Annotated in this window: 24 protein-coding genes; 19 read left to right on the forward strand and 5 right to left on the reverse strand. The window is 54.6% G+C overall.

The window, feature by feature from the left end; all coding sequences use genetic code 11:
- A partial coding sequence (locus tag BLR08_RS09115) for a helix-turn-helix domain-containing protein (RefSeq protein ID WP_143014349.1) occupies window positions 1–308 on the reverse strand: 308 nt, incomplete at its 3' end.
- 232 nt (window positions 309–540) lie between these two features.
- On the opposite strand from BLR08_RS09115, the gene rplS reads away from it, so the two are divergent.
- The 3 genes from rplS to ylqF all read left to right on the forward strand — a co-directional run bounded on the left by rplS (window position 541) and on the right by ylqF (window position 2492).
- Window positions 541–882, forward strand: a complete 342-nt coding sequence (rplS, locus tag BLR08_RS09120; protein WP_072328901.1) for a 50S ribosomal protein L19 — start codon at window positions 541–543, stop codon at window positions 880–882.
- Window positions 883–957: 75 nt separating this feature from the next.
- The gene (gene lepB, locus BLR08_RS09125) at window positions 958–1548 is read left to right on the forward strand and encodes a signal peptidase I (protein WP_072328902.1); all 591 of its coding nucleotides are present in this window, start codon (window positions 958–960) and stop codon (window positions 1546–1548) included.
- A 47-nt stretch (window positions 1549–1595) separates the two neighbouring features.
- Window positions 1596–2492, forward strand: a complete 897-nt coding sequence (ylqF, locus tag BLR08_RS09130; RefSeq protein WP_072328903.1) for a ribosome biogenesis GTPase YlqF — start codon at window positions 1596–1598, stop codon at window positions 2490–2492.
- Window positions 2493–2615: 123 nt separating this feature from the next.
- Here ylqF and BLR08_RS09135 read toward each other — a convergent pair whose 3' ends face one another.
- The 3 genes from BLR08_RS09135 to BLR08_RS09145 are packed head-to-tail and all read right to left on the reverse strand — an operon-like array spanning window position 2616 to window position 6156.
- Entirely contained in the window at window positions 2616–3713 is a 1098-nt protein-coding gene (locus BLR08_RS09135) for a Ger(x)C family spore germination protein (protein ID WP_072328904.1), read from the reverse strand.
- The gene (locus tag BLR08_RS09140; RefSeq protein ID WP_072328905.1) at window positions 3710–4801 is read right to left on the reverse strand and encodes a hypothetical protein; all 1092 of its coding nucleotides are present in this window, start codon (window positions 4799–4801) and stop codon (window positions 3710–3712) included. Before BLR08_RS09140 ends, BLR08_RS09135 begins: the two co-directional genes overlap by 4 nt.
- A 17-nt stretch (window positions 4802–4818) precedes the next feature.
- Window positions 4819–6156: a spore germination protein gene (locus BLR08_RS09145; protein ID WP_072328906.1), complete on the reverse strand. Its 1338-nt coding sequence runs from the start codon at window positions 6154–6156 to the stop codon at window positions 4819–4821.
- Between the two features lie 115 nt (window positions 6157–6271).
- Between BLR08_RS09145 and BLR08_RS09150 the strand changes: the two genes are divergently transcribed.
- From BLR08_RS09150 to BLR08_RS09165, 4 genes are all read left to right on the forward strand, one after another.
- The gene (locus tag BLR08_RS09150; RefSeq protein WP_072328907.1) at window positions 6272–6934 is read left to right on the forward strand and encodes a ribonuclease HII; all 663 of its coding nucleotides are present in this window, start codon (window positions 6272–6274) and stop codon (window positions 6932–6934) included.
- Between the two features lie 164 nt (window positions 6935–7098).
- Entirely contained in the window at window positions 7099–9153 is a 2055-nt protein-coding gene (locus BLR08_RS30595; protein ID WP_143014350.1) for a hypothetical protein, read from the forward strand.
- Window positions 9150–9446, forward strand: coding sequence for an EscU/YscU/HrcU family type III secretion system export apparatus switch protein (locus tag BLR08_RS09160; protein WP_072328908.1), 297 nt, complete (start codon window positions 9150–9152; stop codon window positions 9444–9446). The genes BLR08_RS30595 and BLR08_RS09160 overlap by 4 nt, the downstream gene beginning before the upstream one ends.
- Window positions 9443–9820 carry a YraN family protein gene (locus BLR08_RS09165; protein ID WP_072328909.1) on the forward strand — a complete coding sequence of 126 codons (378 nt, stop codon included), beginning with the start codon at window positions 9443–9445 and terminating at the stop codon, window positions 9818–9820. Before BLR08_RS09160 ends, BLR08_RS09165 begins: the two co-directional genes overlap by 4 nt.
- Window positions 9821–10454: 634 nt before the next feature.
- Here BLR08_RS09165 and BLR08_RS09170 read toward each other — a convergent pair.
- Entirely contained in the window at window positions 10455–12032 is a 1578-nt protein-coding gene (locus BLR08_RS09170) for a YifB family Mg chelatase-like AAA ATPase (protein WP_072329213.1), read from the reverse strand.
- Between the two features lie 353 nt (window positions 12033–12385).
- Between BLR08_RS09170 and sucC the strand changes: the two genes are divergently transcribed.
- The 12 genes from sucC to fliF all read left to right on the forward strand — a co-directional run bounded on the left by sucC (window position 12386) and on the right by fliF (window position 25344).
- Complete coding sequence (gene sucC / locus BLR08_RS09175; protein ID WP_072328910.1) at window positions 12386–13546, forward strand: ADP-forming succinate--CoA ligase subunit beta; 1161 nt, start codon at window positions 12386–12388, stop codon at window positions 13544–13546.
- A gap of 69 nt (window positions 13547–13615) precedes the next feature.
- Window positions 13616–14548, forward strand: coding sequence for a succinate--CoA ligase subunit alpha (gene sucD / locus BLR08_RS09180; RefSeq protein WP_072328911.1), 933 nt, complete (start codon window positions 13616–13618; stop codon window positions 14546–14548).
- A 112-nt stretch (window positions 14549–14660) separates the two neighbouring features.
- Window positions 14661–15764: a DNA-processing protein DprA gene (gene dprA, locus BLR08_RS09185; protein ID WP_072328912.1), complete on the forward strand. Its 1104-nt coding sequence runs from the start codon at window positions 14661–14663 to the stop codon at window positions 15762–15764.
- 41 nt (window positions 15765–15805) lie between these two features.
- On the forward strand, window positions 15806–17911 hold the full coding sequence (gene topA / locus BLR08_RS09190; RefSeq protein WP_072328913.1) for a type I DNA topoisomerase: 2106 nt from the start codon (window positions 15806–15808) through the stop codon (window positions 17909–17911).
- 71 nt (window positions 17912–17982) lie between these two features.
- Window positions 17983–19311 (forward strand): FADH(2)-oxidizing methylenetetrahydrofolate--tRNA-(uracil(54)-C(5))-methyltransferase TrmFO, encoded by a 1329-nt coding sequence (gene trmFO, locus BLR08_RS09195; protein ID WP_072328914.1) that lies wholly within the window; start codon window positions 17983–17985, stop codon window positions 19309–19311.
- 123 nt (window positions 19312–19434) lie between these two features.
- Window positions 19435–19977, forward strand: a complete 543-nt coding sequence (gene hslV, locus BLR08_RS09200) for an ATP-dependent protease subunit HslV (protein WP_072328915.1) — start codon at window positions 19435–19437, stop codon at window positions 19975–19977.
- A gap of 51 nt (window positions 19978–20028) precedes the next feature.
- Window positions 20029–21429 (forward strand): ATP-dependent protease ATPase subunit HslU, encoded by a 1401-nt coding sequence (gene hslU / locus BLR08_RS09205; protein WP_072328916.1) that lies wholly within the window; start codon window positions 20029–20031, stop codon window positions 21427–21429.
- Between the two features lie 24 nt (window positions 21430–21453).
- Window positions 21454–22227, forward strand: a complete 774-nt coding sequence (codY, locus tag BLR08_RS09210; RefSeq protein WP_072328917.1) for a GTP-sensing pleiotropic transcriptional regulator CodY — start codon at window positions 21454–21456, stop codon at window positions 22225–22227.
- Window positions 22228–22477: 250 nt separating this feature from the next.
- Complete coding sequence (flgB, locus tag BLR08_RS09215; RefSeq protein ID WP_072328918.1) at window positions 22478–22879, forward strand: flagellar basal body rod protein FlgB; 402 nt, start codon at window positions 22478–22480, stop codon at window positions 22877–22879.
- Between the two features lie 3 nt (window positions 22880–22882).
- On the forward strand, window positions 22883–23338 hold the full coding sequence (gene flgC, locus BLR08_RS09220; RefSeq protein WP_072328919.1) for a flagellar basal body rod protein FlgC: 456 nt from the start codon (window positions 22883–22885) through the stop codon (window positions 23336–23338).
- A gap of 55 nt (window positions 23339–23393) precedes the next feature.
- Window positions 23394–23693, forward strand: a complete 300-nt coding sequence (gene fliE / locus BLR08_RS09225) for a flagellar hook-basal body complex protein FliE (protein WP_072328920.1) — start codon at window positions 23394–23396, stop codon at window positions 23691–23693.
- Window positions 23694–23736: 43 nt separating this feature from the next.
- The gene (fliF, locus tag BLR08_RS09230) at window positions 23737–25344 is read left to right on the forward strand and encodes a flagellar basal-body MS-ring/collar protein FliF (RefSeq protein WP_072328921.1); all 1608 of its coding nucleotides are present in this window, start codon (window positions 23737–23739) and stop codon (window positions 25342–25344) included.
- Window positions 25345–25353: the final 9 nt, after the last annotated feature.

A 25353-nucleotide genomic window follows, 5' to 3' on the forward strand; every position in this document is an offset into this window, starting at 1 on the left:
GGGCTGATTTTCAATGATTCATGCTCCTCAAGCAATTCGGCAAAGTGGCAGTTGTTGCTGCCTTGGTACTTCGTTGTATACAGGGTCGCCGCTTTCGCCCTCACTTCGTCCGGCAGGGCGTGTGCCGGTTTTCTGCCACGATTCCCGTGGATAAGTGCACGAGCTCCTCCTTTGTTCTGATACTTCTGCTTCAATCGAATGACCTGCCTCTCCGTCAGCCCCAGCGCTGCTGCCCCTTCCTTGTTTGTCATATGTCCCTCGAAGATCTTTTCCACCACTAATACCTTCTTCAGCTCTGCTCTCGTCAATGTTAATGTCTCCTGTCCCATAGTGACATTATCTCAGAACAGTTATAGGGTGACATTATCACGGAACAACAACACTTTGTGAAGTTCATGTTGAGATTCATGGAGATTTATGTTATGATGGTTAGCGTTGTGGCATTTGCCACGAGTACGGTGGTCCTCTGCGCGTGTACAAGCAAGATTCAGTCTTCAAGAGAAGCGGCAAGAACACCTGTGTGGAAGGAGGGAGTCATCCATGAGTTTGATTCAAGAGATTACGAAGGAACAGCTTCGCAGCGATCTTCCCAGCTTTCGTCCTGGCGACACTTTGAAAGTGTATGTTAAGGTTATCGAGGGATCCCGCGAGCGTATCCAGCTGTTCGAGGGCGTTGTTATTAAGCGCCGCGGCGGCGGTATCAGCGAAACGTTCACGGTAAGAAAAATTTCTTACGGTGTCGGCGTTGAAAGAACGTTCCCACTGCATACTCCGAAAATCGACAAGATTGAAGTGGCTCGCCGTGGTAAAGTTCGTCGCGCGAAGCTCTACTATCTGCGCGGTCTTCGCGGTAAAGCAGCCAGAATTCAAGAAATCCGATAAGATGAACACCGGGGGCTTGGTTAACAAGCCCCTGTTCGTTTTCTCCAGCACTATGGCGGAAGGGTAGGAAGCTTGATGGAGCAGGAGCAAGGGCAGCAACAATCCGGTAAAAAAGCGAACACGATGAAGCATGAAGCTTGGGAATGGGCCAAGGCGCTGCTGATTGCGGCCGCGCTCGTCATCCTGATCCGCTGGCTGATCTGTTCTCCGTTCGTCGTGGAAGGCCCTTCGATGGAGCCTAACTTTTATACCGGTGAAAAAATGATCGTCAACAAGATTTTATATAAGTTTGCCGAGCCGAAAGCGGGCCAGGTCATTGTTTTCCATGCCCCCGATGGGCGCGACTATATCAAACGGGTTATCGCGCTGCCGGGAGATAAGGTGCGTGTCGAAGGCGATAAAGTATTCGTAAACGGTGAGCAGATCACGGAAACCTATCTGCAATCCGCGCTGGATGAAGCCGCGAAGAAGGGTGTTCCGTACAATCGGCTGAATAATTTTGCGGAGCAGACGGTTCCTGAAGGGAAGCTGTTTGCGATGGGAGACAACCGATCGAACTCGATGGACAGCCGGGACAGTCGTGTGGGCTTCGTGCCGTTCGAAAAAATCGTAGGCAGAGCCGATGTAATTTATTGGCCGCTTAACAAAATCAGCCTGATCCACTAACGGTGGGTTAGGCTGTACGCATATCAAGGGGAGGTGATCCGTCTCACATGACTATACAATGGTTTCCGGGCCATATGACAAGAGCCCGGCGTCAAATTCAAGACAAGCTGAAGCTGATCGATCTGGCGATCGAGCTGCTGGATGCCCGAATTCCGCTGTCGAGCCGCAACCCGATGATCGATGAAATTTTGCAGCATAAGCCGAGGCTCGTGCTTCTGAACAAAAGCGATCTGGCGGACCCCGAGGCGACGCGCAGATGGATCGAGTATTTTGCGGAAAAGGGGCTGCAGGCGCTGCCGATCGATGCGGTGGCCGGCAATCCCACGCGTGAGATCATTCAGCGGAGCAAGCAGCTGCTGTCGGCCAAGATTGAGGCCCAGCTGCGCAAAGGAATGAAGCCGCGCACGATCCGCGGTCTTATCGTCGGTATCCCGAATGTAGGCAAGTCGACCTTGATCAACAAGATGGCGGGCCGCAAAATTGCCGCAACCGGCGACAAGCCGGGCGTTACGAAAGGTCAGCAGTGGATTAAAGTAGGCGCCGAGATGGAGCTGCTGGATACGCCAGGCATATTGTGGCCGAAATTCGAGGATCAGACGGTAGGCTTCCGGCTTGCGGCGACCGGCGCGATCAAGGAAGAAATTTTGCATATTTCTGAGGTTGCCTTGTTCGCGATGCGTTACCTGGTCGGACATTACCCGGCGTCGCTGCAAGATCGCTTCGGAGTGGAGAAGCTGCCGCAAGATCCGAGCGATACGGATGCCGTGGTGGAGCTGATGGAAGAAATCGGCCGCAAACGCGGGGCACTCGTCAGCGGGGGCCGCGTCGATCTGGAGAAAGCTTCTCTGGCCATTTTGCGGGAGCTGCGGGCCGGCAAGCTCGGACGTATTACGATGGAGCAGCCTGACGAAGAACCGGCGGTCATTGCTTCCGAAGTCAAATAGGTGAAAACAAGCTGATTGTCAAGCCAAGCTGTCCTTTAGAGGCGGCGGGCTTGACGTTTTTTTGTTTATTCCTGGCAGGAAGTACGCTTTTTGCGGCACGCTGCCTCGAACTCCTCTACAAAGCTATCCGAGCCCCCCGGTGCCCTGCAGTGTGAATTGGACTTGAACTTCGAATTCGGCTGACGCATATAAGCTTTGCCAGTTCTCCCAATCCTTGCGGTCAAAGCTGCGTGAGCGATATAAAAGGCCGAGACCGATCGGGTCCAGTTTTTCTTTTTGCAGCAGCTTGAGCAGGCGGAGAGCTTCCTTCTTGAACGAAGCTTCGGTAGTCTGCTTATAAAGACTGATGAGATCGCTGCTTATGGGCGTCTGCGCCTCTTCGATGCTGCCTTCCAGCTTCATCTCCGCTATGATCTTAGGCGCCGCTCCTGCCGACTCCACGAACCGGTAGGAGGTTTTCGACTTATCTACGTCCACGTAAAATTTTTGCTTGGAGCTGGCCACGTGAATTTCAGCCCGCTTGGTCCGATTGGTTAAGATATTGAACAGTCTCGTTTCCTGGGGACCAAGGACAAGCCTTTGCTTGTTTTTGTCGAAGACCGATGCCTGATTAATTTGAAACAGCTTCTCGTTACGCGATACTTCGATCAGAGGAAGTATCGGGTCAAGTCCCCGCTCATACAGCCGCTTGCGGAAGTCGAACAAATATTCAGAGACGACATAGGAGGACTCTGTCCCGGTTTCGCCAAACGTATTGAACAGCGTATTGGAAGGCAGGCGCTCCGAGACCGGACTTGTGCTAAGAATCGCCGCGGCATTCGGCTTCCCAACGCCCACCCAGGCGATCATCTGAATATCCCGCCGTCTGACAAACCAGTCTATCCATTCCCGGATGCCGGAGGAGGCGACAGCTTCGCCGAAAACGATCATTTTGGCGTGGCTGAAATCCAGTTCTTTATCCACCTTGGACTTGATCATCCGAATCGCTTCAGCGATGGAATCCCCTTCCTCCTGCACGATGACATAGGTAGACTTGCCTGCACGGGGATCCGAAGAAGGAACGGCGAGCTTCAGCAGCACCCGGATATAGGTTTCATTCGTCTGGGCCTTGTCCAGTCCGATGGAAACGACAAAAAAACGTTTGTCGATGTCCTTGTAACCGCAGCTCGCTAATAGGAAGACCAGGCAGCACAGCAGCAGCAGGGACAAAAGCTTTTTCATGCCCGTTTCCTCCTAGCCATCCGGAATATCGTCAGGACGAGAATGAATTCGGCGGGAAGCCTGATGTTCATCCATAGTTCGGCCAATCGGAATATTTCGTGCTCGCGCGTATTTTTTTCAAGCAAATAAGCAGTCATTATGAAGGCGGCCAAAATGATGATAGTCGCATATTTCATACGGCGCTGCTGACCCCGCTTGCCCTTGCCCTTGATGAAGGACAGGAGCAGCTGATGGGACACATGCCAGTGAATGAGAATGCTCAGCGTCGTGATGGAAATGTACAAAAGCAAAAACACCGAAATCAGCCGTTCGATAGGTCCGTACTGTACCTGCAGGGAGTCGGCGGTCACTACCCAGGGAAATACAAAATCATCGACGCCGTCCGCCCCCAGAAGACCGATAGGAATCAGAAACGAGGTGAGCAAATTGACGAGGCCGATAATCGAAACCGGCCACAGCTTTTTTAACTGAATAGGCTTGGTCAGCAGCTTGTTGAATACAACCAGATTCGTATAGCCGGTAAACATAAAGGTCGAAGCCGTGATCGCTTGGTAGGAGGGAAACTCGGTCCAGTGAGTCCCTACCTCCAAAATGGAGGACCACATCATATATTCGCTGGTAACGGCTTGATACAGGATTACGCCGATTAACGGGAGGTTCAGGACGAAGATGACGCTGACCAGCGCGATGATTTGCTCGCTTTTGTGAAAAAACATGATCCAGGCGACAAAAATGGAAATAATCAAAATCATGGCGGGTCCCTGCAGGCTGACATTAATGAAACGGATGGCGATGTTGTTGATGGAAAGAAGCGAGATCATGCCTGCTGAAAACCAGATGAACGACATGCCGATGAGAAATGGAGCGCGAAACCAGCGCGGCGCAGCCGATAAAATTTCAGGCAGCGTCTTGCCCGGAAATGCGTTCATCGAGCGAACGAAAATAAGCAGCAAGCTTGTGCCGATCAGCACGCCGGCGGGGATGGCCATCACGCTTCCTTCGAAGCGTTCGCTGATCAGCATAGTAGGCACGAAGACGATGACTTGTACCAGCAAATTAATGAAAAACAGACTGTAAAAAACGTTCACGCGGCTTCCACCTCCGGTCACAGCCGTTCAGAATTGGGCGGTCTGGCGAATAGACGAAAATAGGGCTGGCCGAAGCTATCCAGATAAATCAAGTAGGCGATCAGGCCGAGCATGCCGAAAATCATGCCGATCATGCCTAAAAGAATCGTCAGCGCCAATAAGCCATATCGAACGACTCGCATGGCGAAGCTCATCGCATTAATCGGAATGACAAAATTCGATATCGCGACTGCGGACACGATGATGATCATGATGTTGGAGACGAGGCCCGCTTCCGTGGCAGCTTGTCCGAGAATCAATCCGCCTACCGTGGTCGCTGTAGACCCGATCGTTTTGGGCAGCCGAACGCTGGCTTCCGTCAGCAGCTCCATCATCAGCAGCATGAAGAGCACTTCCAGAAAAGCCGGATACGGCACGCTCACGCGGCTTCCCGCGATGGAGAGGGCAAGCTGCACGCGGAACAGCTCGGGGTTGTAGGCGGTTACGCCCACATACAGAGCAGGCAGAGTGACACTGATCAGAAGACCGATATAACGCAGTCCCAGTAAAAAGCGGCTGATCCAATAGGAATGATACAAATCCTCCATGGAAGAAATAAAATCATAGAACGCGGCCGGGACGACGAGAGAAAATGGCGTGCCTTCGTCGAGCAGCACGATTTTGCCTTGGGCGATATTGTAGACCGCCCGGTCCGGCCGCTCGGTAATCATAATCGTCGGAAACAAAGACCGCTTCGTGCGGGTCATTCGATTCTGCAGCTGACCCAGACCTTGCAAGGTATCCAGCCCTGCCGATTCCAAGGTTTGTCGGGTCAGGAGCAAGGTAGCGGGATCCGTCAGGTTCCGGTCGTAAACCAAGGCGACCGGCGTACGGGTAAGCCGGCCGATTTTAAAAAGCTCAACGGTTAAGGAAGCTTGCGGGTAACGGTTGCGAAGCATGCTGATGTTGGTCTGAAGGTTTTGACTGAACGCGTTCTGAGGCCCTTGAATAACCTTCTCTATGCTGGCTTCCAGAGGCTGTGCATGTTCCGCTTTGCGCAGTTCAATGACATATAGGGCTCCAAAATCGACGACAACGGCACCTTGGAGCATTCGCTGTACAATGTCTTTTTGCACGGAATGCAAAGCGGGTCCGGAGAGCGCCTGCAGGTAGGCGGAAAATTCCTCATGCTTGCTCATCTCGTAAAATCGGGCAAGCAGCATCTCATGGATTTTCGCTTCATCACAGATAGAGCTGATATACAGCAGCTTTACGGTCAGTCCACGGCAATGAAACTCGTTGCTCACCAAATCCGCAGGACTGCCTAGCAGTCGGGTGAGTTCATCCCAATGCGCTGCTGATGTTTGTTCACTCATAGCTCTAACCGCCCTTCCGCGCTTGTATGTCGGCCATACATTTCCATATTATGCGAGCCCGGGCGCCGGAATATGCAGGCGGGGTTCGGTCAAGGGATGGTCAGGCCGGGCTCGGGTGCGCTATAATAAAGCGAATGATGTTATCCGGGAGAGATTTCAATTGATAGATATACTTGCATATGAACGCGCGTTTTGGGAGCAGGGCAAGAGCCGGATCGCGGGTGTGGATGAAGTAGGGCGCGGCTGTTTGTTCGGCGATGTCGTAGCCGCTGCTGTCGTATTGCCTGCCGGTCTTGTGCTGGAGGGGGTCAATGACTCCAAGAAGCTGAGTGAAAAAAAACGCGAGGCCCTATACGAAGTCATTATGGATCAAGCGGTTGCCGTAGGCATCGGGATCGTGGACGTGCCGACGATTGAGCGCATTAATATTAAGCAGGCGGCCAGAGCTGCGATGAAGCTTGCTGTCGAACGGCTGGCTGTTGCGCCCGACCAGCTGCTGGTGGACGCCGAGAAAGTGGATACGGAAACGGAGCAGCTTGCTGTCATCCACGGGGATGCGCTCAGCCAATCGATCGCCGCCGCGTCGATCGTTGCCAAAGTGACGCGCGACCGGATGTGTCTGCGCTGGGAGCTGGAATATCCGGGATATGAGATTGCCATACATAAAGGTTATGCCACCCGCGTCCACCGGGAGCGGATAGCCAAGCTGGGAGCGACGCCGCTTCATAGACGATCTTTCCTGCGCAATATCGAGTATGAGCAGCAGGTGCTGTTTTAGAAGGAGAAAGTGAAAATCGGCACCGATTCTGCCGATATATAGAGCTACCGGGGCAAGGAGGCCGGCACGGGAAGAGGGGCGATGAACCCGGGACCCGGGTCGGCTTCTCGTGCAGGAGCGGGAGAACAAGGCAGTCGAACTGCAACAGGAAGGAGGGGGTCTGGTTGAATATCGGAGGAATAATCCGCGGCTGGGTCGGCGACGGGCAGATTCAGGAGCCGAAAAAGCTGGAGCTGCAGGCGGGGCAAGTGGTTAAGGGAGTGGTTCAGCAGCAGCTGTCCGAGCGGGAAGCGATCGTGAATATCGGCGGCGTGCAGGTTCGTGCGCAGCTGGAAACGCCCCTGAAGCAAGGCGAGGTAACGATGCTGCAGGTACAGCCGGAATCGGCGAACGGCCAGATAGTGCTGAAGCCCTTGCAGTCATCGCAGGTGCAGATCGCCGATACGTCAATGGGCGAGGTGCTGAAGACGCTCGGAATGAGCGATACTCCTGAAAATCGCCAGCTGGTCCAGTTGCTGCATCAAAACGGCGTAGCCTTGACCAAGGAGAGCGTAAAGGCGTTCACCGAGCTGCAAGCGGCGATGGGCAAGACGCTGCCGCAGGCGGAATGGCTGCCGGCCGCGGTCATTGCCGTTCAGAAAGGACTTCCGCTCACGCTTGAGACAGTAATTTCGCTGCGCCAGGTTGTTCAAGGCCCTCCCTTGCATCAGATGCTGGACCAATTGGCCGAGACAGTTGGGCGTGTCGATACGGCCGCCAAGGAACTGACGCCGCAAACCCGCGCTTTGCTGGAGGCGGTGAAGACATTGCTGCAGCAGGTTCGCGACGCAGGCGGAGCCGTGGCTCAGCAGGCGGGCGGAGCAGCGGCAGGCGGAGCAGGCGCGCAGGCGCAGGCGAGCGGAGCGCCGGCAGGCGGAGCGGGCGCGCAGACGCAGGCGAGCGCAGCCGTGGCAGGCGGAGCAGGCACGCAGGCGCAGGCGGGCGGAGTCGTGGCAGGCGGAGCAGGCACGCAGACGCAGGCGAGCGGAGCAGCGGCAGGCGGAGCAGGCGCACAGACGCAGGCGGGCGGAGCGCCGGCAGGCGGAGCGGGCGCGCAGGCGCAGGCGGGCGGAGTCGTGGCAGGCGGAGCAGGCACGCAGACGCAGGCGAGCGGAGCAGCGGCAGGCGGAGCAGGCGCACAGACGCAGGCGAGCGGAGCAGCGGCAGGCGGAGCGGGCGCGCAGGCGCAGGCAAGCGGAGCGCCGGCAGGCGGAGCCGGTGCGCAGACGCAGGCGAGCGGAGCAGCGGCAGGCGGAGCAGGCGCACAGACGCAGGCGGGCGGAGCCGTGGCAGGCGGAGCAGGCGCGCAGGCGCAGGCGAGCGGAGCCGTGGCAGGCGGAGCAGGCGCGCAGGCGCAGGCGAGCGGAGCCGTGGCAGGCGGAGCAGGCGCTCAGACGCAGGCGAGCGGAGCCGTGGCAGGCGGAGCGGGCGCGCAGACGCAGGCGGGCGGAGCCGCAGCAGGCGGAGCAGGCGCGCCACCGGATGCACCGGAGCATCTGCTCGGACGGCTTATGAAGGCGATCGGCATTGAGCATGAGCATCAGGCGGTCAGAATGCTCGGAGCCGAGGACGGGAGGCCGGCGGGCATGGCGGATAAAAGCGCAGATTCTTTGAAAAGCGTGCTCATGCAGCTGGCTCAGGCGTCCGATGCTCCGGATGAGCTTAAACAAGCGGCTCAGCAAGCCGTCCATCAGATTACCGGGCAGCAGCTGTTGTTGAGCCAGGACCGGTCGTCAATGTTTTCGCATATCACCATGTTTGTTCCGATCGTACAGCCGGACGGCACGCAGACGGCGGCGATTCATATTCAATCCCGCAAAGGGAAAAACGGAAGCCTGGATTCAAACAATTGCCGGCTGGTGTTTGATCTGCAGATGAAAGCCTTGGGCAACACCATGGTCGACGTGCAGGTGGTGAACCGGATCGTCAGCCTGCATGTGCACAATGATTTCCCGCATACCCAGGCGCTTCTGGAGCAATACCGGGATGAAATAGGCAGCGGGCTGGCTTCGATCGGTTATCAATTTATTTCGATGAAGGTAAGTCCGTATCCCGAGAAGGTCAGCGATCTGGGCGACTTGTCGAATACGGGAGCCAGAGCGGCCAAGGAGGCGGCTCCAGGTGCCGCTTTGGGCGCATTTGCACAGAAGCCATACAAAGGAGTGGACATACGGCTATGAGCGACCGGCCCCACACGCTAAAAAAAGCCGTAGCGCTCAAATATGCTCCGGAGGCTTCGGCTGCGCCCAAAGTTGTAGCGAAGGGCAAGGGGCGCATCGCCGATAAAATCATGGAGAAGGCCAAAGAAACCGGCGTTCCGATCCAGGAAGACCCGTCTTTGGTGGAAGTGCTCTCCAAACTGGATATCGATCAGGAGATTCCTCCCGAGCTGTACAAGCTGGTCGCCGAAGTGCTTTCCTATATATACCGGTCGGATAGCCGGGCGAAAGAATGGAGGCATGAGCCGCGATGAACGGGAGGCTGGCAGGCCGGAAGCAGCGAGGGGCGCTGGGGGAGGCGGAAGCGGCCGACTATTTGCGGAGACAAGGACTATCTATTGTCCACCGCAACTGGAGATGCCGGACAGGGGAAATTGATCTTGTGGCCGAGGAAGGCGGCGTTCTCGTCTTTGTCGAGGTGCGTACCCGGAACTTGAATGAAGCGTTCGGCACACCGCAGGAATCCGTCCACGCGCGCAAGCAGCGGAAGATCCTCGAGACGGCCCAAGTATATATTCATATGAACGGCAGACATGCAAGCCAGATTCGCTTCGATGTCATATCCATCCGCATCGCTCCTGACGGGAAGTTAGCGCAGCTCGACCATATCCGCAACGCACTTGGTTAGTGCCGTTGCGGATTTTTTTGCAGCTTCTCCGCAGTGACGGAGCCGCGGGGATACGGATTATCGAAGCTGCCGGTGGAAAGCGAAGGGCAGATGGACAGACCGTTTTTGCGTGATCGGTCATGATCAAGCGGTCCTCTATAGGCTGTTTCCATTTGCCGGAGGGACACGCAAGAGCTCGGAAAACACAGTGAAGGACAAAGATAGGAATGTGCTGCTTGAGGTAAAGGACGATAGTTTTAACTAGAAGCTCTTGTCTAAGCCAACCTCAAAAGGGGTACTTCAAGCAATAGCCGGAAAATCGTATAAAATACGCCCGACTAATAGCCCAAGCATAGGATTGATATGGAAAAACGTATAAAGGCAATGTGCTGGCAAACCAAATTATGGATTTTGTGTGGAAAATCGCATAAATAAGCTCAGCTGGCGGTTCAAAGGATAAAGGTTATCCGAAAAATCGCACAAATGGGCCATTGAAGTGGAGGGGGCGGGTCTGGTAGGCTGTCGCCCGGCGCGAGAGCGGCTCTAAGGCTCACTTCGCCCCAGCTGCTGAATGCGCGCAGCTTTTGCCTGGTGCCGCAGCGATCTTCCGGTTCTCGTCAGAACAGCCGGAGCACGCCCGGCAGAAGGCGCCAAGCTAAGCGGGCGGCAGAGACCGCAAGGTTTGCCGCTTGTCCAGACAGCGGTACTGCAGCGCTTCGGCCACATGATGCCCGGCTATATCCCGCATCCCTTCCATATCGGCGATCGTGCGGGCGATCTTTAGGATTCGGTCATGCGAGCGGACGCTCATCCCGAGCGCCTGAAACGACTTCTCCAGCAGGCTGGACGCCGCCGCATCCAGCTGGCAGTGCTCCCGGAGCAGTCTTCCGTTCAGCTCGCTGTTGAACATAAGTCCGCTCTGCCGATATCGCTCCAGCTGCAGCTGATGCGTCCGCTCAACCGTTTCCCGCATCGTCAGGGAGGAGAGCGGGGGTTCCTGGCAGGCCAGCTGAGAGTAGGGGACGCGCGGCACTTCGACATGAAGATCCATCCGGTCAAGCAGCGGTCCGGAGATGCGGGACCGATACTGCATCACCTTCAAGGGAGAGCAGACGCAGCTGATGTCTCCCCCGTCAGCTTCTATCCCCCAGTGGCCGGACCCGCACGGACACGGGTTCATCGATGCGACCAGCAGGAAGTGAGCGGGAAATTGATAAACGGCTTTCGCGCGCCCGATCGTGACAAAGCGGTCCTCCATCGGCTGTCTTAATACTTCCAGGGCGGCTCGCGAGAACTCGGGAAGCTCATCCAGAAACAGAACCCCCCGATGGGCCAAGCTGATCTCCCCGGGCTTCGGAACTCCTCCGCCTCCGACAAGACCTGCGGCCGATATCGTATGATGAGGCATCCGGAACGGGCGCTCGCGGACGAGCCGGCTCCGGTCGGCAAACTTCCCCGAGACGCTGTAAATTTTTGTAACCTCCAGAGACTCTCGCTCATCCATGGAGGGCAGGATGGAGGGCAGGCGTTTGGCAAGCATCGTTTTGCCGGTGCCGGGAGGTCCGATAAGCATCAGATTGTGCATGCCGGCGGCACTGATCATCAGTGCCCGCTTCACATGGCTTTGCCCGCGCACATCGGCGTAGTCGTCGGTATATGCGGCTTGAGCCGGCATGCTCGCGGAGGCCTGAGGCACAAGCGTGCCAGTCACCGCGAGCGCGGGGCTGTCCGGCGGCGTCCGGCTCCATTCCGCCAGGTGGCTGACCGCTTGGACGGTGCAGCCGCTGATCCAGCCTGCCTCCTCGGCATTGCCGGCCGGCACGATCACCCGGCTCAGCCCGCCTTTGACCGCAGCTTCCATCATGGAAAGCACGCCGGGGACCGGGCGAATCGAGCCGTCCAGCGACAGCTCGCCTATCACTAATGTATCGTCCAGCGTGCCGGGCGGCAGCTGTCCGCTTGTGGCTAGGATGCCCAGCGCAATAGCCAGATCGAAGGCCGAGCCTTCCTTGCGGATGTCGGCAGGCGCCATATTGATCGTTATCCTTTGCAGCGGAAAGCTGAATCCGCAGTTTTTGATCGCGGCCCGTACCCGCTCAATCGATTCCTTCACCGCATTATCGGGCAAACCAACGATGTTGACTTGGGGCAAGCCGTTGCTGAGATCGACTTCCACCTCGATCAGCCGGCCTTCTACCCCGTGGAGGCAAGCGCTGATTGTTTTTCCGTACAGCATAAAAAACACCTTCCCCATGAAAAAGTCATGGCTCAAGGTGCTTCCTCATCCGCCTGTTCGATGGCTCTATTGTACCCGGAGCTCGTAAGCTTGGCAATAGGCTGCAGGATAGAGTAACTTTGCCTGAATATGCGAAAACATATATTTTAAGAGTCAATAAAAAATATGTATCGCCAAATTCACACAAAATATAAGGAAACCCGCCTTGAAAAGTGGTACAATGATTAAGGTTTGCCATAACGGACATGCTATTGGTTGGCAAGCGCGGCAATCAGCGGTCAACTCCTTTCGGAAGCGAAAGCGAGTCGATTCCATAGAGCAAGTCAATACCGATAGGAGGATTTTGCTAAATGAATATCCATGAATATCAAGGCAAAGAAGTGCTGAAACAGTACGGGGTTGCCGTACCTGAGGGTAAAGTGGCATTCACGGTGGACGAAGCTGTAGAAGCGGCGAAATCTTTGGGAACGCCTGTTGTCGTCGTCAAAGCGCAAATTCACGCTGGCGGCCGCGGTAAAGCAGGCGGCGTCAAGGTTGCCAAAAACCTGGACGAAGTGCGTACATATGCGGAGCAAATTCTCGGCAAAGTGCTTGTGACTCATCAAACGGGCCCGGAAGGCAAAGAAGTCAAGCGCCTGCTGATCGAGCAAGGCTGCGATATTAAGAAGGAATACTACATCGGCGTCGTACTGGACCGCGGCACGGGCCGCGTCGTCATGATGGCTTCCGAAGAGGGCGGTACGGAAATCGAGGAAGTGGCTCACCATACGCCTGAGAAAATTTTTAAAGAAATCATCGATCCTGCTATCGGTTTGCAGGCTTTCCAAGCGCGTAAACTCGCTTACGCGATCAACATTCCGGGCGAGCTTGTGAACAAAACGGTCAAGTTTATGACTGCGCTTTATAACGCTTTCGTAGACAAAGACTGCTCCACGGCGGAGATCAACCCGCTGGTCGTTACCGGCGACGGCAACGTCATGGCGCTGGACGCCAAGCTGAACTTCGACTCGAACGCCCTGTTCCGCCACAAGGACATCGTCGAGCTGCGCGACCTGGAGGAAGAAGACGAGAAGGAAATCCAAGCTTCCAAGTATGACCTGAGCTACATCGCCCTTGACGGCAACATCGGATGTATGGTTAACGGCGCCGGCCTCGCGATGGCTACGATGGATATTATCAAATATTATGGCGGCGACCCTGCGAACTTCCTCGATGTAGGGGGCGGCGCTACAAAAGAGAAAGTTACCGAAGCTTTCAAGATCATCCTGTCCGACGAGAACGTCAAAGGGATTTTCGTCAACATCTTCGGCGGCATCATGAAATGCGACGTCATCGCTGACGGCGTAGTTGCGGCTGCGCGCGAGCTTGGCCTGGACCGTCCGCTCGTCGTCCGTCTGGAAGGCACGAACGTTGAGCTCGGCAAGAAAATTTTGAACGAGTCCGGTCTGAACATTGTAGCTGCGGATTCGATGGCAGACGGCGCTCAGAAGATCGTTGCACTTGTGAAGTAATCATCACGCGACTCGCTATGCAAGCATAAGCGGCAATTTCTAAAATGATCAGGGGATGTGAACCGTAACATGTCTATTTTGGTAGATAAAAATACAAAGGTTATCACACAGGGGATTACCGGTTCCGTAGGTATGTTCCATACCAAGGGCGGTCTGGAATACGGCACACAAATGGTTGCCGGCGTAACGCCAGGCAAAGGCGGCACCAATGTCGACATCGCCCTGGAAAACGGCTCGACGGTGTCTGTACCTGTTTTCAACACGGTGGTTGAAGCGAAGAAAGCAACGGATGCTACGGCTTCCGTTATCTATGTACCGCCGGCTTTCGCGGCCGACGCGATTATGGAAGCGGTGGATGCCGAGCTGGATCTCGTCATCTGCATCACGGAAGGCATTCCGGTGCTGGACATGGTGAAGGTCAGCCGTTACATGGAAGGCAAGAAAACCCGCCTGATCGGACCGAACTGCCCGGGCGTCATTACGCCTGACGAGTGCAAAATCGGCATCATGCCGGGCTATATTCACACCAAGGGCCATGTAGGCGTCGTATCCCGCAGCGGAACGCTGACGTACGAAGCGGTTCACCAGCTGTCGACCCGCGGCATCGGCCAATCGTCTGCCGTAGGCATCGGCGGAGACCCGGTCAAGGGCTCTGAGTTTATCGATATTCTGCACCTGTTCAATGAAGATCCGGACACCTATGCCGTCATCATGATCGGCGAGATCGGCGGATCTGCCGAAGAAGAAGCGGCGGAATGGATCGCGGCGAACATGAAGAAGCCGGTTGTCGGCTTTATCGGCGGCCAAACAGCGCCTCCAGGGAAACGGATGGGCCATGCAGGGGCCATCATCTCCGGCGGCAAGGGCACGGCGGCTGAGAAGGTCGCTACGCTGGAGCGCTGCGGCATCAAGGTAGCTCCGACGCCTTCCGAGATGGGTTCCACGCTCGTCAGCGTCCTCGAAGAAAAAGGATTGCTCGACAAATGCATCACTAAAAAGTAAATCGAGTCAGGCAAGCAGCCTCTCTGGTTTCGCTTATGCGAACGCCGGAAGGCTGCTTTTTTGTTTCAACCGCCAAAAATTTGTTTCTATTATAAGGAGTGAGATATACTATATGGACAACCGGCACGGTTTGTTTGCTTTGCACCAGCTGCAGGGCGTTGGTTGGAAGACGATTCAGCACATTATGACGCGCCTTTCGTCCTTGGACGAGCTTGGCGTTATGGAAGCCGCCGATTGGTCGGCTTTGGGCTTCACCCCGGCCCGGGCGAACGCGCTTGGCAAGCTGCGGCACAGCCTCCGCGAAGGCCGGCTGGAAGCGGAGCTCCGCGCCTATGAGCAGGCGGGAGTCAAGTGGACGACCGTCTGGGATGAAGATTATCCGGAGCTGCTCCGGGAAACGGCAGACCCGCCATGGATGCTGTACAGCCGCGGAGACATCACGCTGCTGAGCAAGCTTTGCATCGGCGTTGTCGGCACGCGTACGCCTACGGTATACGGACGTACTTCGGCTGAAAGGCTCGCTGCCGAGCTGTCGCAAGCCGGTGTCTGCATTATCAGCGGTCTGGCCAGAGGAATCGACAGCTTCGCCCATGAAGGAGCGCTTCTCGGGCATGGACGGACCGCAGCCGTGCTGGGCTGCGGGATGGATACCGTGTATCCGGCTGAGAACAAACAGCTCTTCCAGCGCATAATTCGGGAAGGACTCGTGCTGACGGAATACCCGCTGGGCACGAAACCACATGCCGGACTTTTCCCGCTTCGCAACCGGGTTATCGCGGGCTTAAGCGCTGGCGTCCTCGTCATCGAAGCCGCCGTCCGAAGCGGGTCGCTCATTACGGCGGATCTGGCAACAGGCTACAGCCGCGACGTGTTCGCGGTGCCGGGACCGATCAACTCGCCCAAAAGCCAAGGAACGCTCAAGCTGATCAAGGATGGAGCGAAGCTGGTCGCTTCGGCCGGTGACGTGCTGGAGGAGTATCCGGATCGAATAGAGCCGCGCCATTCCGCATACAGTAATGACACATCGGCCGCGGGTCAGAGGCTGTCCGCCGATGAGGCTTTGATCTGCGGCTTGCTCGCTGACGGTCCGCTTACCATCGATCAGCTCCTGCTGCAAAGCCAATTTACCTTTGGACATTTGCACGCAGTTCTGATAAATTTACTAATGATGCAGCGAATCGTAGAAATTCCGGGTACAGCCTACACCTTACGTTAATGAAGTATACATATTTATAAGTTGAAGGGGGAAAGACGCCTATGGCCGATTCGTTAGTCATTGTGGAGTCACCCGCAAAAGCCAAAACGATTGGAAAATATTTGGGCAGCAAATATATCGTCAAAGCTTCTATGGGTCATATTCGGGACTTGCCGAAAAGTCAAATCGGGGTAGAGGTGCAAAAAAACTTCGAACCCAAGTATATAACCATCCGCGGCAAAGGCACGGTGCTGAAAGAACTGAAAGACGCGAGCAAACGCGTTAAAAAAGTATATCTGGCGGCTGACCCTGATCGCGAAGGGGAAGCGATTGCCTGGCATCTCGCGCATTATCTGGAGATCAACGACCAGGACCCCTGTCGGGTCGTATTTAATGAGATTACGAAGCAAGCGGTTAAGGACGCCTTCAAGACGCCGAGGAAAATTAATCAGGATCTGGTGAATGCCCAGCAGGCCAGACGTATATTGGACCGGCTGGTCGGCTACAAGATCAGTCCTCTGCTGTGGAAGAAGGTCAAGAAGGGATTGTCCGCCGGCCGGGTTCAATCTGTTGCCGTCAAGCTGATTTACGATCGGGAGAATGAAATCAACGCATTCGTGCCCGAAGAATATTGGACGATAACGGCGAAGCTCGCTACGGGAAAAGCCGAGTTTGATGCGAAGTTTTACAGCGTAAACGGCGACAAGAAGGAGCTGAAGACCGAGTCGGAGGTTAATGAAATCCTCCATGGCTTGCAGCAGGCCGAATTCGTCGTCAGCGAGGTGAAGGAGAAGGAACGCCACCGCAATCCCTCGCCGCCTTTTATCACAAGCTCGCTCCAACAGGAAGCGGCGCGCAAGCTGGGCTTCCGGGCCTCGAAGACGATGTCCGTCGCCCAACAGCTGTATGAAGGAATCGACCTCGGGCCGGAAGGCACCGTAGGCTTGATTACGTATATGAGAACGGATTCGACCCGCATTTCTCCTGTTGCGCAGGAAGAAGCGAAGGAGTATATCGAGAGCAAGTTCGGCGCGGATTATTATCCGGAGACGCCGCGGGTGTATGTGAAGAAAAACAGCAATGCCCAGGACGCCCATGAGGCGATCCGGCCAAGCTCCGTTCTTCGCGATCCGGATTCGATCAAAGCTCATCTCAGCCGCGATCAGCTGCGTCTCTACAAGCTCATATGGGAGCGTTTCGTCGCAAGCCAGATGTCTTCCGCTGTACTTGACACGATGACCGTTGATTTATCGGCCGGCAATACGATTTTCCGGGCAGTCGGCTCCAAGGTGAAATTTTACGGATTCATGAAAGTGTATGTCGAGGGCAATGACGATACGTCTGAGCCGGGGGACGAGGATGACCGTCTGCTGCCGCCTCTGACGCAAGGTGATATCGTCAAAGCGAAGCAGATCGATCCGAAGCAGCATTTCACGCAGCCGCCTCCAAGGTTTACGGAAGCCCGGCTCGTCAAAGCGCTGGAGGAGATGGGCATCGGCCGGCCAAGTACGTATGCGCCGACGCTTGAGACGATTCAGAAGCGCGGATATGTGGCGATCGAGGAGAAGAAGTTTATTCCGACGGAGCTGGGCGAGCTTGTCATTCAGCAGATGATCGAATTTTTCCCGGAAATTCTGGACGTGGAGTTTACCGCGCATATGGAAGAGGGACTCGATCATATCGAGGAAGGCAAGGAAGACTGGGTACAGGTGTTGAGCGAATTTTACGAATCTTTCGAAAAACGGCTGGAAGTGGCTGAGGAAGAGATGGAGAAGATCGAGATCCAGGATGAAGTCTCCGACGAAATTTGCGAGAAGTGCGGAAGCCATTTTGTGTACAAAATGGGCCGCTTCGGCAAATTCCTCGCTTGCTCCGGCTTCCCGAACTGCCGCAATACGAAGCCTATCGTCAAGGATATCGGGGTAGCTTGCCCGACCTGCCACGAAGGAAAAATTATAGAACGGCGCAGCAAGAAGGGCCGCATTTTCTACGGCTGCGACAAGTACCCGGAATGCGAATTCGTCTCCTGGGATAAGCCGGTCGGACAGCCTTGTCCGCAATGCGGCGGCATGCTGATCGAAAAACGCAACAAATCCGGCGTGTTTATCCAGTGTGTGGCCTGCGACTTTAAAGAAGAAGCGAAGGATAATGACCAGGATTCGGATTAAAAGGAAAGCAAGCTCAGAATAAGATTATGGCTGTATGATCATCTGATTTATGGCTTTAGGGGGAACGTAAGTTGGCAGACAAGAAGCAAGTTACCGTGATCGGCGCCGGTCTAGCAGGCAGCGAAGCCGCTTGGCAGATCGCATCGCAAGGCGTGCCGGTCGTGCTGTACGAGATGCGGCCGGTGCGTCAGACGCCGGCGCATATCTCGGACAAATTCGCGGAGCTCGTATGCAGCAACTCGCTGCGGGCAAACGGCTTGACCAATGCGGTGGGCCTGCTGAAGGAAGAGATGCGGATGATGAATTCGCTGATTCTCCGTGCGGCCGACAAGCATGCGGTTCCCGCCGGAGGGGCGCTTGCCGTCGACCGCGACGGCTTCTCGGAGGAGGTAACTTCCCTGCTGCGGAACCATCCGCTTATCGAGGTCCGCAACGAGGAGCTGGAGGCGCTGCCGGAAGGGATTACCGTCGTCGCTACAGGCCCGCTGACCTCTCCCGCGCTGTCGAAGCATCTGCAGGAGCTGACCGGCGAGGAATATCTGTATTTTTACGACGCAGCCGCTCCGATCGTCGAGAAGGAATCGATCGACATGAGCAAGGTATATCTGGCTTCCCGGTATGACAAAGGCGAGGCCGCTTATCTGAACTGCCCGATGACGGAAGAAGAATTTGCCGTGTTTTACGAAGCGCTGATAACGGCGGAGACGGCTCCGGTCAAGGAATTTGAGAAAGAAATATACTTCGAAGGCTGTATGCCGATCGAGGTGATGGCCCGGCGCGGCCGTCAAACCGTCCTGTTCGGGCCGATGAAGCCCGTCGGGCTGATTAATCCCCATACCGGAGAGCTGCCTTATGCGGTCGTCCAGCTCCGCCAGGACAATGCGGCAGGCACGCTGTACAACCTGGTCGGGTTTCAGACGCATCTGAAATGGGGCGAGCAGAAAAGAGTGCTGTCGCTTATTCCCGGCCTGGAGAACGCTGAGTTCGTCCGCTATGGCGTTATGCACCGCAACACGTTTATCAACTCGCCGAGCCTGCTGAAGCCGACTTATCAGTTCCGCGGCCGCGATGATCTGTTCTTTGCCGGGCAGATGACGGGCGTAGAAGGTTATGTAGAGTCCGCCGCTTCCGGCTTGATTGCAGGGTTGAACGCCGCCCGTTATGCGCGGGGCGAGGAGTGCTTCGTGCTCCCTGCAGAAACGGCGTTAGGCAGTATGGCTCAATATATTACAACGGCCGATTTCAAGCATTTCCAGCCGATGAATGCAAATTTCGGACTGTTCCCGCCGCTCGAGGAACGGATTAAAAATAAAAAGCTGAAATATGAAAAAATTGCTGAACGGGCAATTTCGAAAATTCAGAATTTTACCGAAAGCATACACAATTCGGCTTGTCAGTAAAACTTGACCTATGTTACGATATATCCGACTGTCCTGCTTGCATCACAAGGATCGGAAACTCAACGAACTAAGCTTGCCCCTTGAGCTTAGTTTTCGTCTTGAAAGAGGAGGAATTCGCTGGTTATGGACGCATTTCATGCGACTACGATATTTGCGATACGGCATCATGGCAAGGGCGCTATCGCCGGAGACGGCCAGGTGACCTTCGGCAACAGCATGGTGATGAAATCCCATGCGAAGAAGGTCAGAAGGCTGTACAGAGGCCAGGTTATAGCAGGCTTCGCCGGTTCTGTAGCCGATGCGATTACATTATTCGAGAAGTTCGAAGCCAAGCTGGAGGAGCATCATGGCAATCTGCAGAGAGCGGCGGTCGAGCTCGCCAAGGATTGGCGGCAGGACAGAGTGCTGCGGCGTCTGGAGGCGATGATGATCGTCATGGACCGGAGCGGACTGCTGCTGATTTCCGGCAACGGCGAAATTATCGAGCCGGACGACGGTATTTTGGCGATCGGTTCAGGGGGCAGCTTCGCGCTTGCGGCCGGCCGGGCGCTTCACCGGTACGCTTCGGATATGAGCGCCAAGGATATCGCCCAGGCGGCGCTGACGATGGCTGCCGAGATTTGCGTATTTACGAACCATAATATCATTGTGGAAGAGATTGAATAGCGCAGCTGAGCAGATCGACCAAGCAACTGAACTAATCAGGGGGTGCCAACCGTGCAGGCAAGCAGCTTAACTCCGAAAGAAATCGTAGCCGAACTGGATAAATATATTATCGGACAGCGCCAAGCCAAGAAATCGGTCGCCGTCGCCTTGCGCAACCGTTACCGCCGTAGCAGATTGGACGAATCGCTGCGTGATGAGATCGTTCCCAAAAACATTCTGATGATCGGACCGACCGGCGTCGGAAAAACGGAGATCGCCAGACGGCTCGCCAAAATAGTCGGAGCTCCTTTTATTAAAGTGGAAGCCACGAAGTTTACGGAGGTCGGTTATGTCGGCCGCGATGTCGAATCGATGGTCCGCGATCTCGTAGAGACGTCGATTCGGATGGTGAAAACGGAGAAAACCGAAGGCTTGAAAGACAAAGCCGAGCAAATGGTCATCGAACGCATTGCTTCCATCCTGGCGCCAAGTCCGTCCAAATCACGCGGTCAGAAAAACCCGTTCGAGATGCTGTTCGGAGGACAGGGGCAAGCTCAGACCGAGCCTGAGAACGACCAGCAGGATGCCGGTCTTGCAGCGCGCCGCCAAGAGATCAAGGCCCAGCTGCAGCGCGGAGAGCTGGAGCAGCAGGTCATCGAGATCGAGATCGAGGACAATGCCCCGACGATGCTGGATATGCTGGGCGGCCAAGGCAACGAGCAGGCCGGGATGAATATGCAGGAGCTGTTCGGCAGCCTGATGCCGAAGCGTACGAAGAAGCGCAAGCTGCCCATTAAGGAAGCGCGCAAAGTTCTTCTTCAAGAAGAAGCCCAGAAGCTGCTGGATATGGATGAGGTGATCCAGGAGGCGGTACGCCGGGCGGAACAGGTCGGCATCATCTTTATCGATGAGATCGACAAAATTGCCGGCTCCGGCCGCGGAGGCGGACCGGACGTTTCCCGCGAAGGCGTGCAGCGCGACATTTTGCCTATCGTGGAAGGGTCGACGATTATGACCAAATATGGTCCTGTCAAGACAGACTATATTTTGTTCATGGCCGCTGGCGCTTTTCATATTGCTAAGCCTTCAGACCTAATTCCTGAGCTTCAGGGACGATTTCCAATCCGGGTCGAGCTGAACAGCTTGAGCCAGCAGGACTTTGTGCTCATTCTCAAAGAGCCTAAGAATGCGCTTACGAAGCAATATACGGCGCTGCTGGAGACCGAGGGAATCCGGGTCGAGTTTTCGGAAGAAGCCATTCAAGAGATCGCCCGCATCGCGGCGGAAGTGAATCAGAACACCGATAATATCGGGGCTCGCAGACTCCACACGATTCTTGAGAAGCTGCTGGAGGATTTATCCTATGAAGCTCCCGAGCTTACTTTGGAGCAAATCGTCATTTCTCCCGAATATGTTCGCGAGAAGCTGTCGAGCATTGTTCAGAATCGGGATCTCAGTCAGTATATTTTGTAATCGCTCAAGTTGGAGGCAAGAATCATGACATTGTTGATGAAGACGAGAAGACTGAATAAGCTGCTTCAAAAAGAGGCCGGCAATCCGGTCAGCTTCAAGGATATGGCGGCGGTCCTCAGCGATATCCTGTACGCAGATATATTCGTGGTCAGCCGGCGGGGAAAGGTGCTCGGGAGCTCGGTCACGGCTCAGCGCAGCGATGGCTTCAGCGGTCCGGCCCTGGACCGGGAGAAGCGTTTTCCAGCCGACTACAACGATCTTCTCCTGCAGGTGTCGGATACGTCTTCTAATCTGGAGGCAGGTTCGGCCTACGATGTGTTTGGCGATCATGGGCAGGGCATCAGTTTCTATATCACCGTCGTTCCCATCATCGGAGGCGGGGAGCGGTTGGGGACGCTGGTCCTAACGAGGTATGGCGGAGAATTTGTCGATGACGACCTGATCCTGGCCGAGTATGGCTCCACGGTTGTGGCGATGGAAATATTGCGGGAGAAGGCCGAGCAGATTGAGATCGAAGCGCGCAGCAAGGCCGTGGTGCAAGTGGCGGTAGGCTCACTTTCCTTCAGCGAGCTGGAGGCGGTCGAGCATATATTCGAGCAGTTGGAAGGCACAGAAGGACTGCTTGTTGCCAGCAAAATTGCGGATCGTGTCGGAATTACTCGTTCCGTCATCGTAAATGCCCTACGTAAACTGGAGAGCGCAGGGGTCATCGAGACCAGGTCTTTAGGTATGAAAGGAACATACATTCGCGTGTTGAATGATCAGCTTCTGGCTGGCATCCAGCAGGTAAAGGCATAAATCTATTGATATTACAATATTTCGAATAATTTTAAATGAAACCTAGGTCCTGTATGAAAAATATAGGGCTTTTTTCTTATTGTAATCATTTCCATATTTCTTCAATATAGATATAGTTCTGTGTTACTACAACATATGCCACGCATGCTATTATTTTTTTCGAATATATTGTCGAAGGAAGGAGGATATTCCGAGTTCCTTGTTGAATAACTACTCACAGATTATTTCTAGCGAAAGTGGGTTTCCAACTATGATGATCCTGAATAAGCCTGGCTTTCAGCTGATGGAGCGGACTTTGAATGCGGCTACCTTGCGTCAGCAGGTATCGGCAGACAACATTGCCAATGTGGACACACCCTACTTCAAGAGGTCTGAAGTCAAGTTCGAGGAACTGCTGCAGCAGGAGATGGGGACGAAATCTTTGGAAGGTTACCGGACGGACCCCCGGCATTTTGTTATCGGCAAGCCGGCGAATCCGCAGCCTGAGATTGTGCGGGATAACCAGACGACGATGAACAACAATGGAAACAACGTTGATATCGACTATGAAATGGCATTGATGGCTAAGAACCAATTGCGCTACAATACGATAGTGCAGCAGGTCAATGCTGATATCAAGAAATTCAGAACGGCTATCGGGGGGAGGGGGTAACGCATGAGATTAACGAACGGATACGATATTAGCGCTTCCGCCCTAACCGCGCAACGCTTTCGTATGGATGTCATTTCGTCGAATATTGCGAACGCGGAGTCAACCAGGGCTCAGCTCGTAAACGGCAAGTGGGTGCCGTATCAGCGCAAGCTGGTTACGCTTGAATCTAAACCTCAAAACTTTGCCTATTCGCTGCAGAACGCCATGTCGGGTCAAGATCAGGGCGCAGGAGAAGGCGTTCGGGTCACCAGGGTGTTTGAAGATACTTCACCTCTGAAGCAGGTTTATAATCCGACGCATCCCGATGCGGACGAAAACGGATTTGTCATGATGCCGAATGTCGACATCATGAAGGAGATGGTCGATATGATATCGGCTACCAGATCCTATGAAGCGAATGTAACGGCACTGAATGCCTCTAAGGCGCTGGTAACGAAAGCGTTGGAAATCGGAAGGTAACGAACGCGGGCCAAGCCTGGGATAAAGGCAGATCACTCAAAAAGGGGTTTCGTCCATGATTGATAAAGTTAGTCTTGCGCCTTTGCAGATGGTGAAGACAGCACCGACAAACGATATGAGCGCTTCTGTAGTAACCGATCAATTCAGCAGGTACTTAAACGGAGCAATCTCCGACCTCAATACGCAGCAAGCAGCTGTAGACAAGCTGAATACGCAATTCGTCAAAGGCGAAATATCCGATGTTCACCAGCTGATGATTGCATCGGAAAAAGCATCCCTCGGATTGGAACTGACCGTTCAAGTGAGGAATAAAGTCATCGAGGCTTATCAAGAAATCATGAGAATGCAGGTTTGATCTTGAATAATCCATGTAACGGTCAATCAGATGGGGTGAAACAGTGAACGAAAATTTGCTCCAATATTGGAATCGGATCAAACAATATTGGAATCAATTCAGCAAAACGCAGAAATATACCCTGATCGCCACTGTGATTTTAGTCATACTGACAGTCGGGATCATCAGCTATAATTTTTCTAAGACCGAATATGCGCTCGCTTATACGAATCTTCAGCCCAGCGACGCCGCATCGATCAAAGCATATCTGGATGGAGCGAAAATATCGTATCAGCTCAGCGATGACGGGAAAAGCATCGGGGTTCCCCGCAGCGAAGTGGCGAATGTGAAGCTTGCCGTCGAGTCGCAAGGTTTGAACAAGACCGGCAATGTCGGATACGGAGCCTTTAGTCAGAGCAGTACGTTTGGTACAACGGATCGTGAGTTCGATGTAAAATATATCAATGCGGTGCAAGGCGAGCTGCAGCAGCTGATCAACTCCAACAACGCCATAGCAAGCTCCAAGGTATTGATTAATATGCCCAAGGAATCGGTTTTTCTTCCCAAAGGCCAGGAAGCGGAGAAAGCGACAGCCTCGGTGGTGCTCGAATTAAAACCCGGCTATCAGCTGGATCAGGCTAAAGTCGATACGATGTACAACCTGGTCTCTCACAGCGTCAAGGGACTCCCGGTGGAAAACATCACGATATCCGACCAAAACGGAGATCCGCTGGAGTATTCCAAGGGAAACAGCAAAGCAACCGGCTCGGCCAGTCTTGCGAGGGATCATTTCGAGATCAACAACCAGTTCCGCAATGATGTGCAGCGCAATGTGCAGCAGATGCTCGGCGCTATATTAGGCCGTGACAAAGTTATCGTCAGCGTGTTCTCAACTATGAACTTTGATCAAACCAGCTCGGTCAGCAATCTGGTCACCGCGCCTAATCAAGTGGATCAGACCGGACTTGAAATTTCCATCCAGGAAATTCAGAAAAACTATACGAGCGATGGTGCTGCCGCAAACGGAGGAGTGCCGGGCACCGGCGCAACGGACGTCCCGGGCTATCAAGGTTCCAACAACGGAGGAAAAACATCATCCGAAGAGCTGCAGAGAACGGTGAACCGGGAAGTAAACCGGATCACTCAGGAAGTAGTAGCCACACCTTACGTCGTAAAAGATTTAACCATTAACGTCGGAGTTGAACCACCTGATCCAAATAATCCGGCTTCGCTTACTCCGGAGACGACGGAAGCGGTCAGGCAAATTCTGGTGAATATCGTTCGCGCAGCTCTGGCGGACAGCAAGGTTGCGATGACGGAAGACGATTTGGCCAGAAAAGTAACGGTGTTTCCTCATACGTTCGCTAAAACGAATGAGAATCAAGGGCTTACCTCCAACACGGCTCTGTTGTATGGCGGTCTCGGCGGCTTGGCGCTTGCCTTGCTCGGCGTAGGTGCTTTCTGGATGATGCGCAGAAGACGCAGGGCACAGGAAGAGGCCGAGGAAGCGGCGCTGATGGAGGAAGCGGCGGCGGCCAAGGTAGAGTTCCCGACCATCGATATCGACAATGTTACCAATGAGAATCAAGTGCGCAAACAGCTCGAGCAGTTGGCCAAACGCAAGCCGGAAGAGTTCGTCAATCTGCTGCGCACCTGGTTAGTAGACGAATAGAGGTGTTTG

Source organism: Paenibacillus sp. cl123 (genome assembly GCF_900101595.1).
GTDB lineage: Bacteria > Bacillota > Bacilli > Paenibacillales > NBRC-103111 > Paenibacillus_G.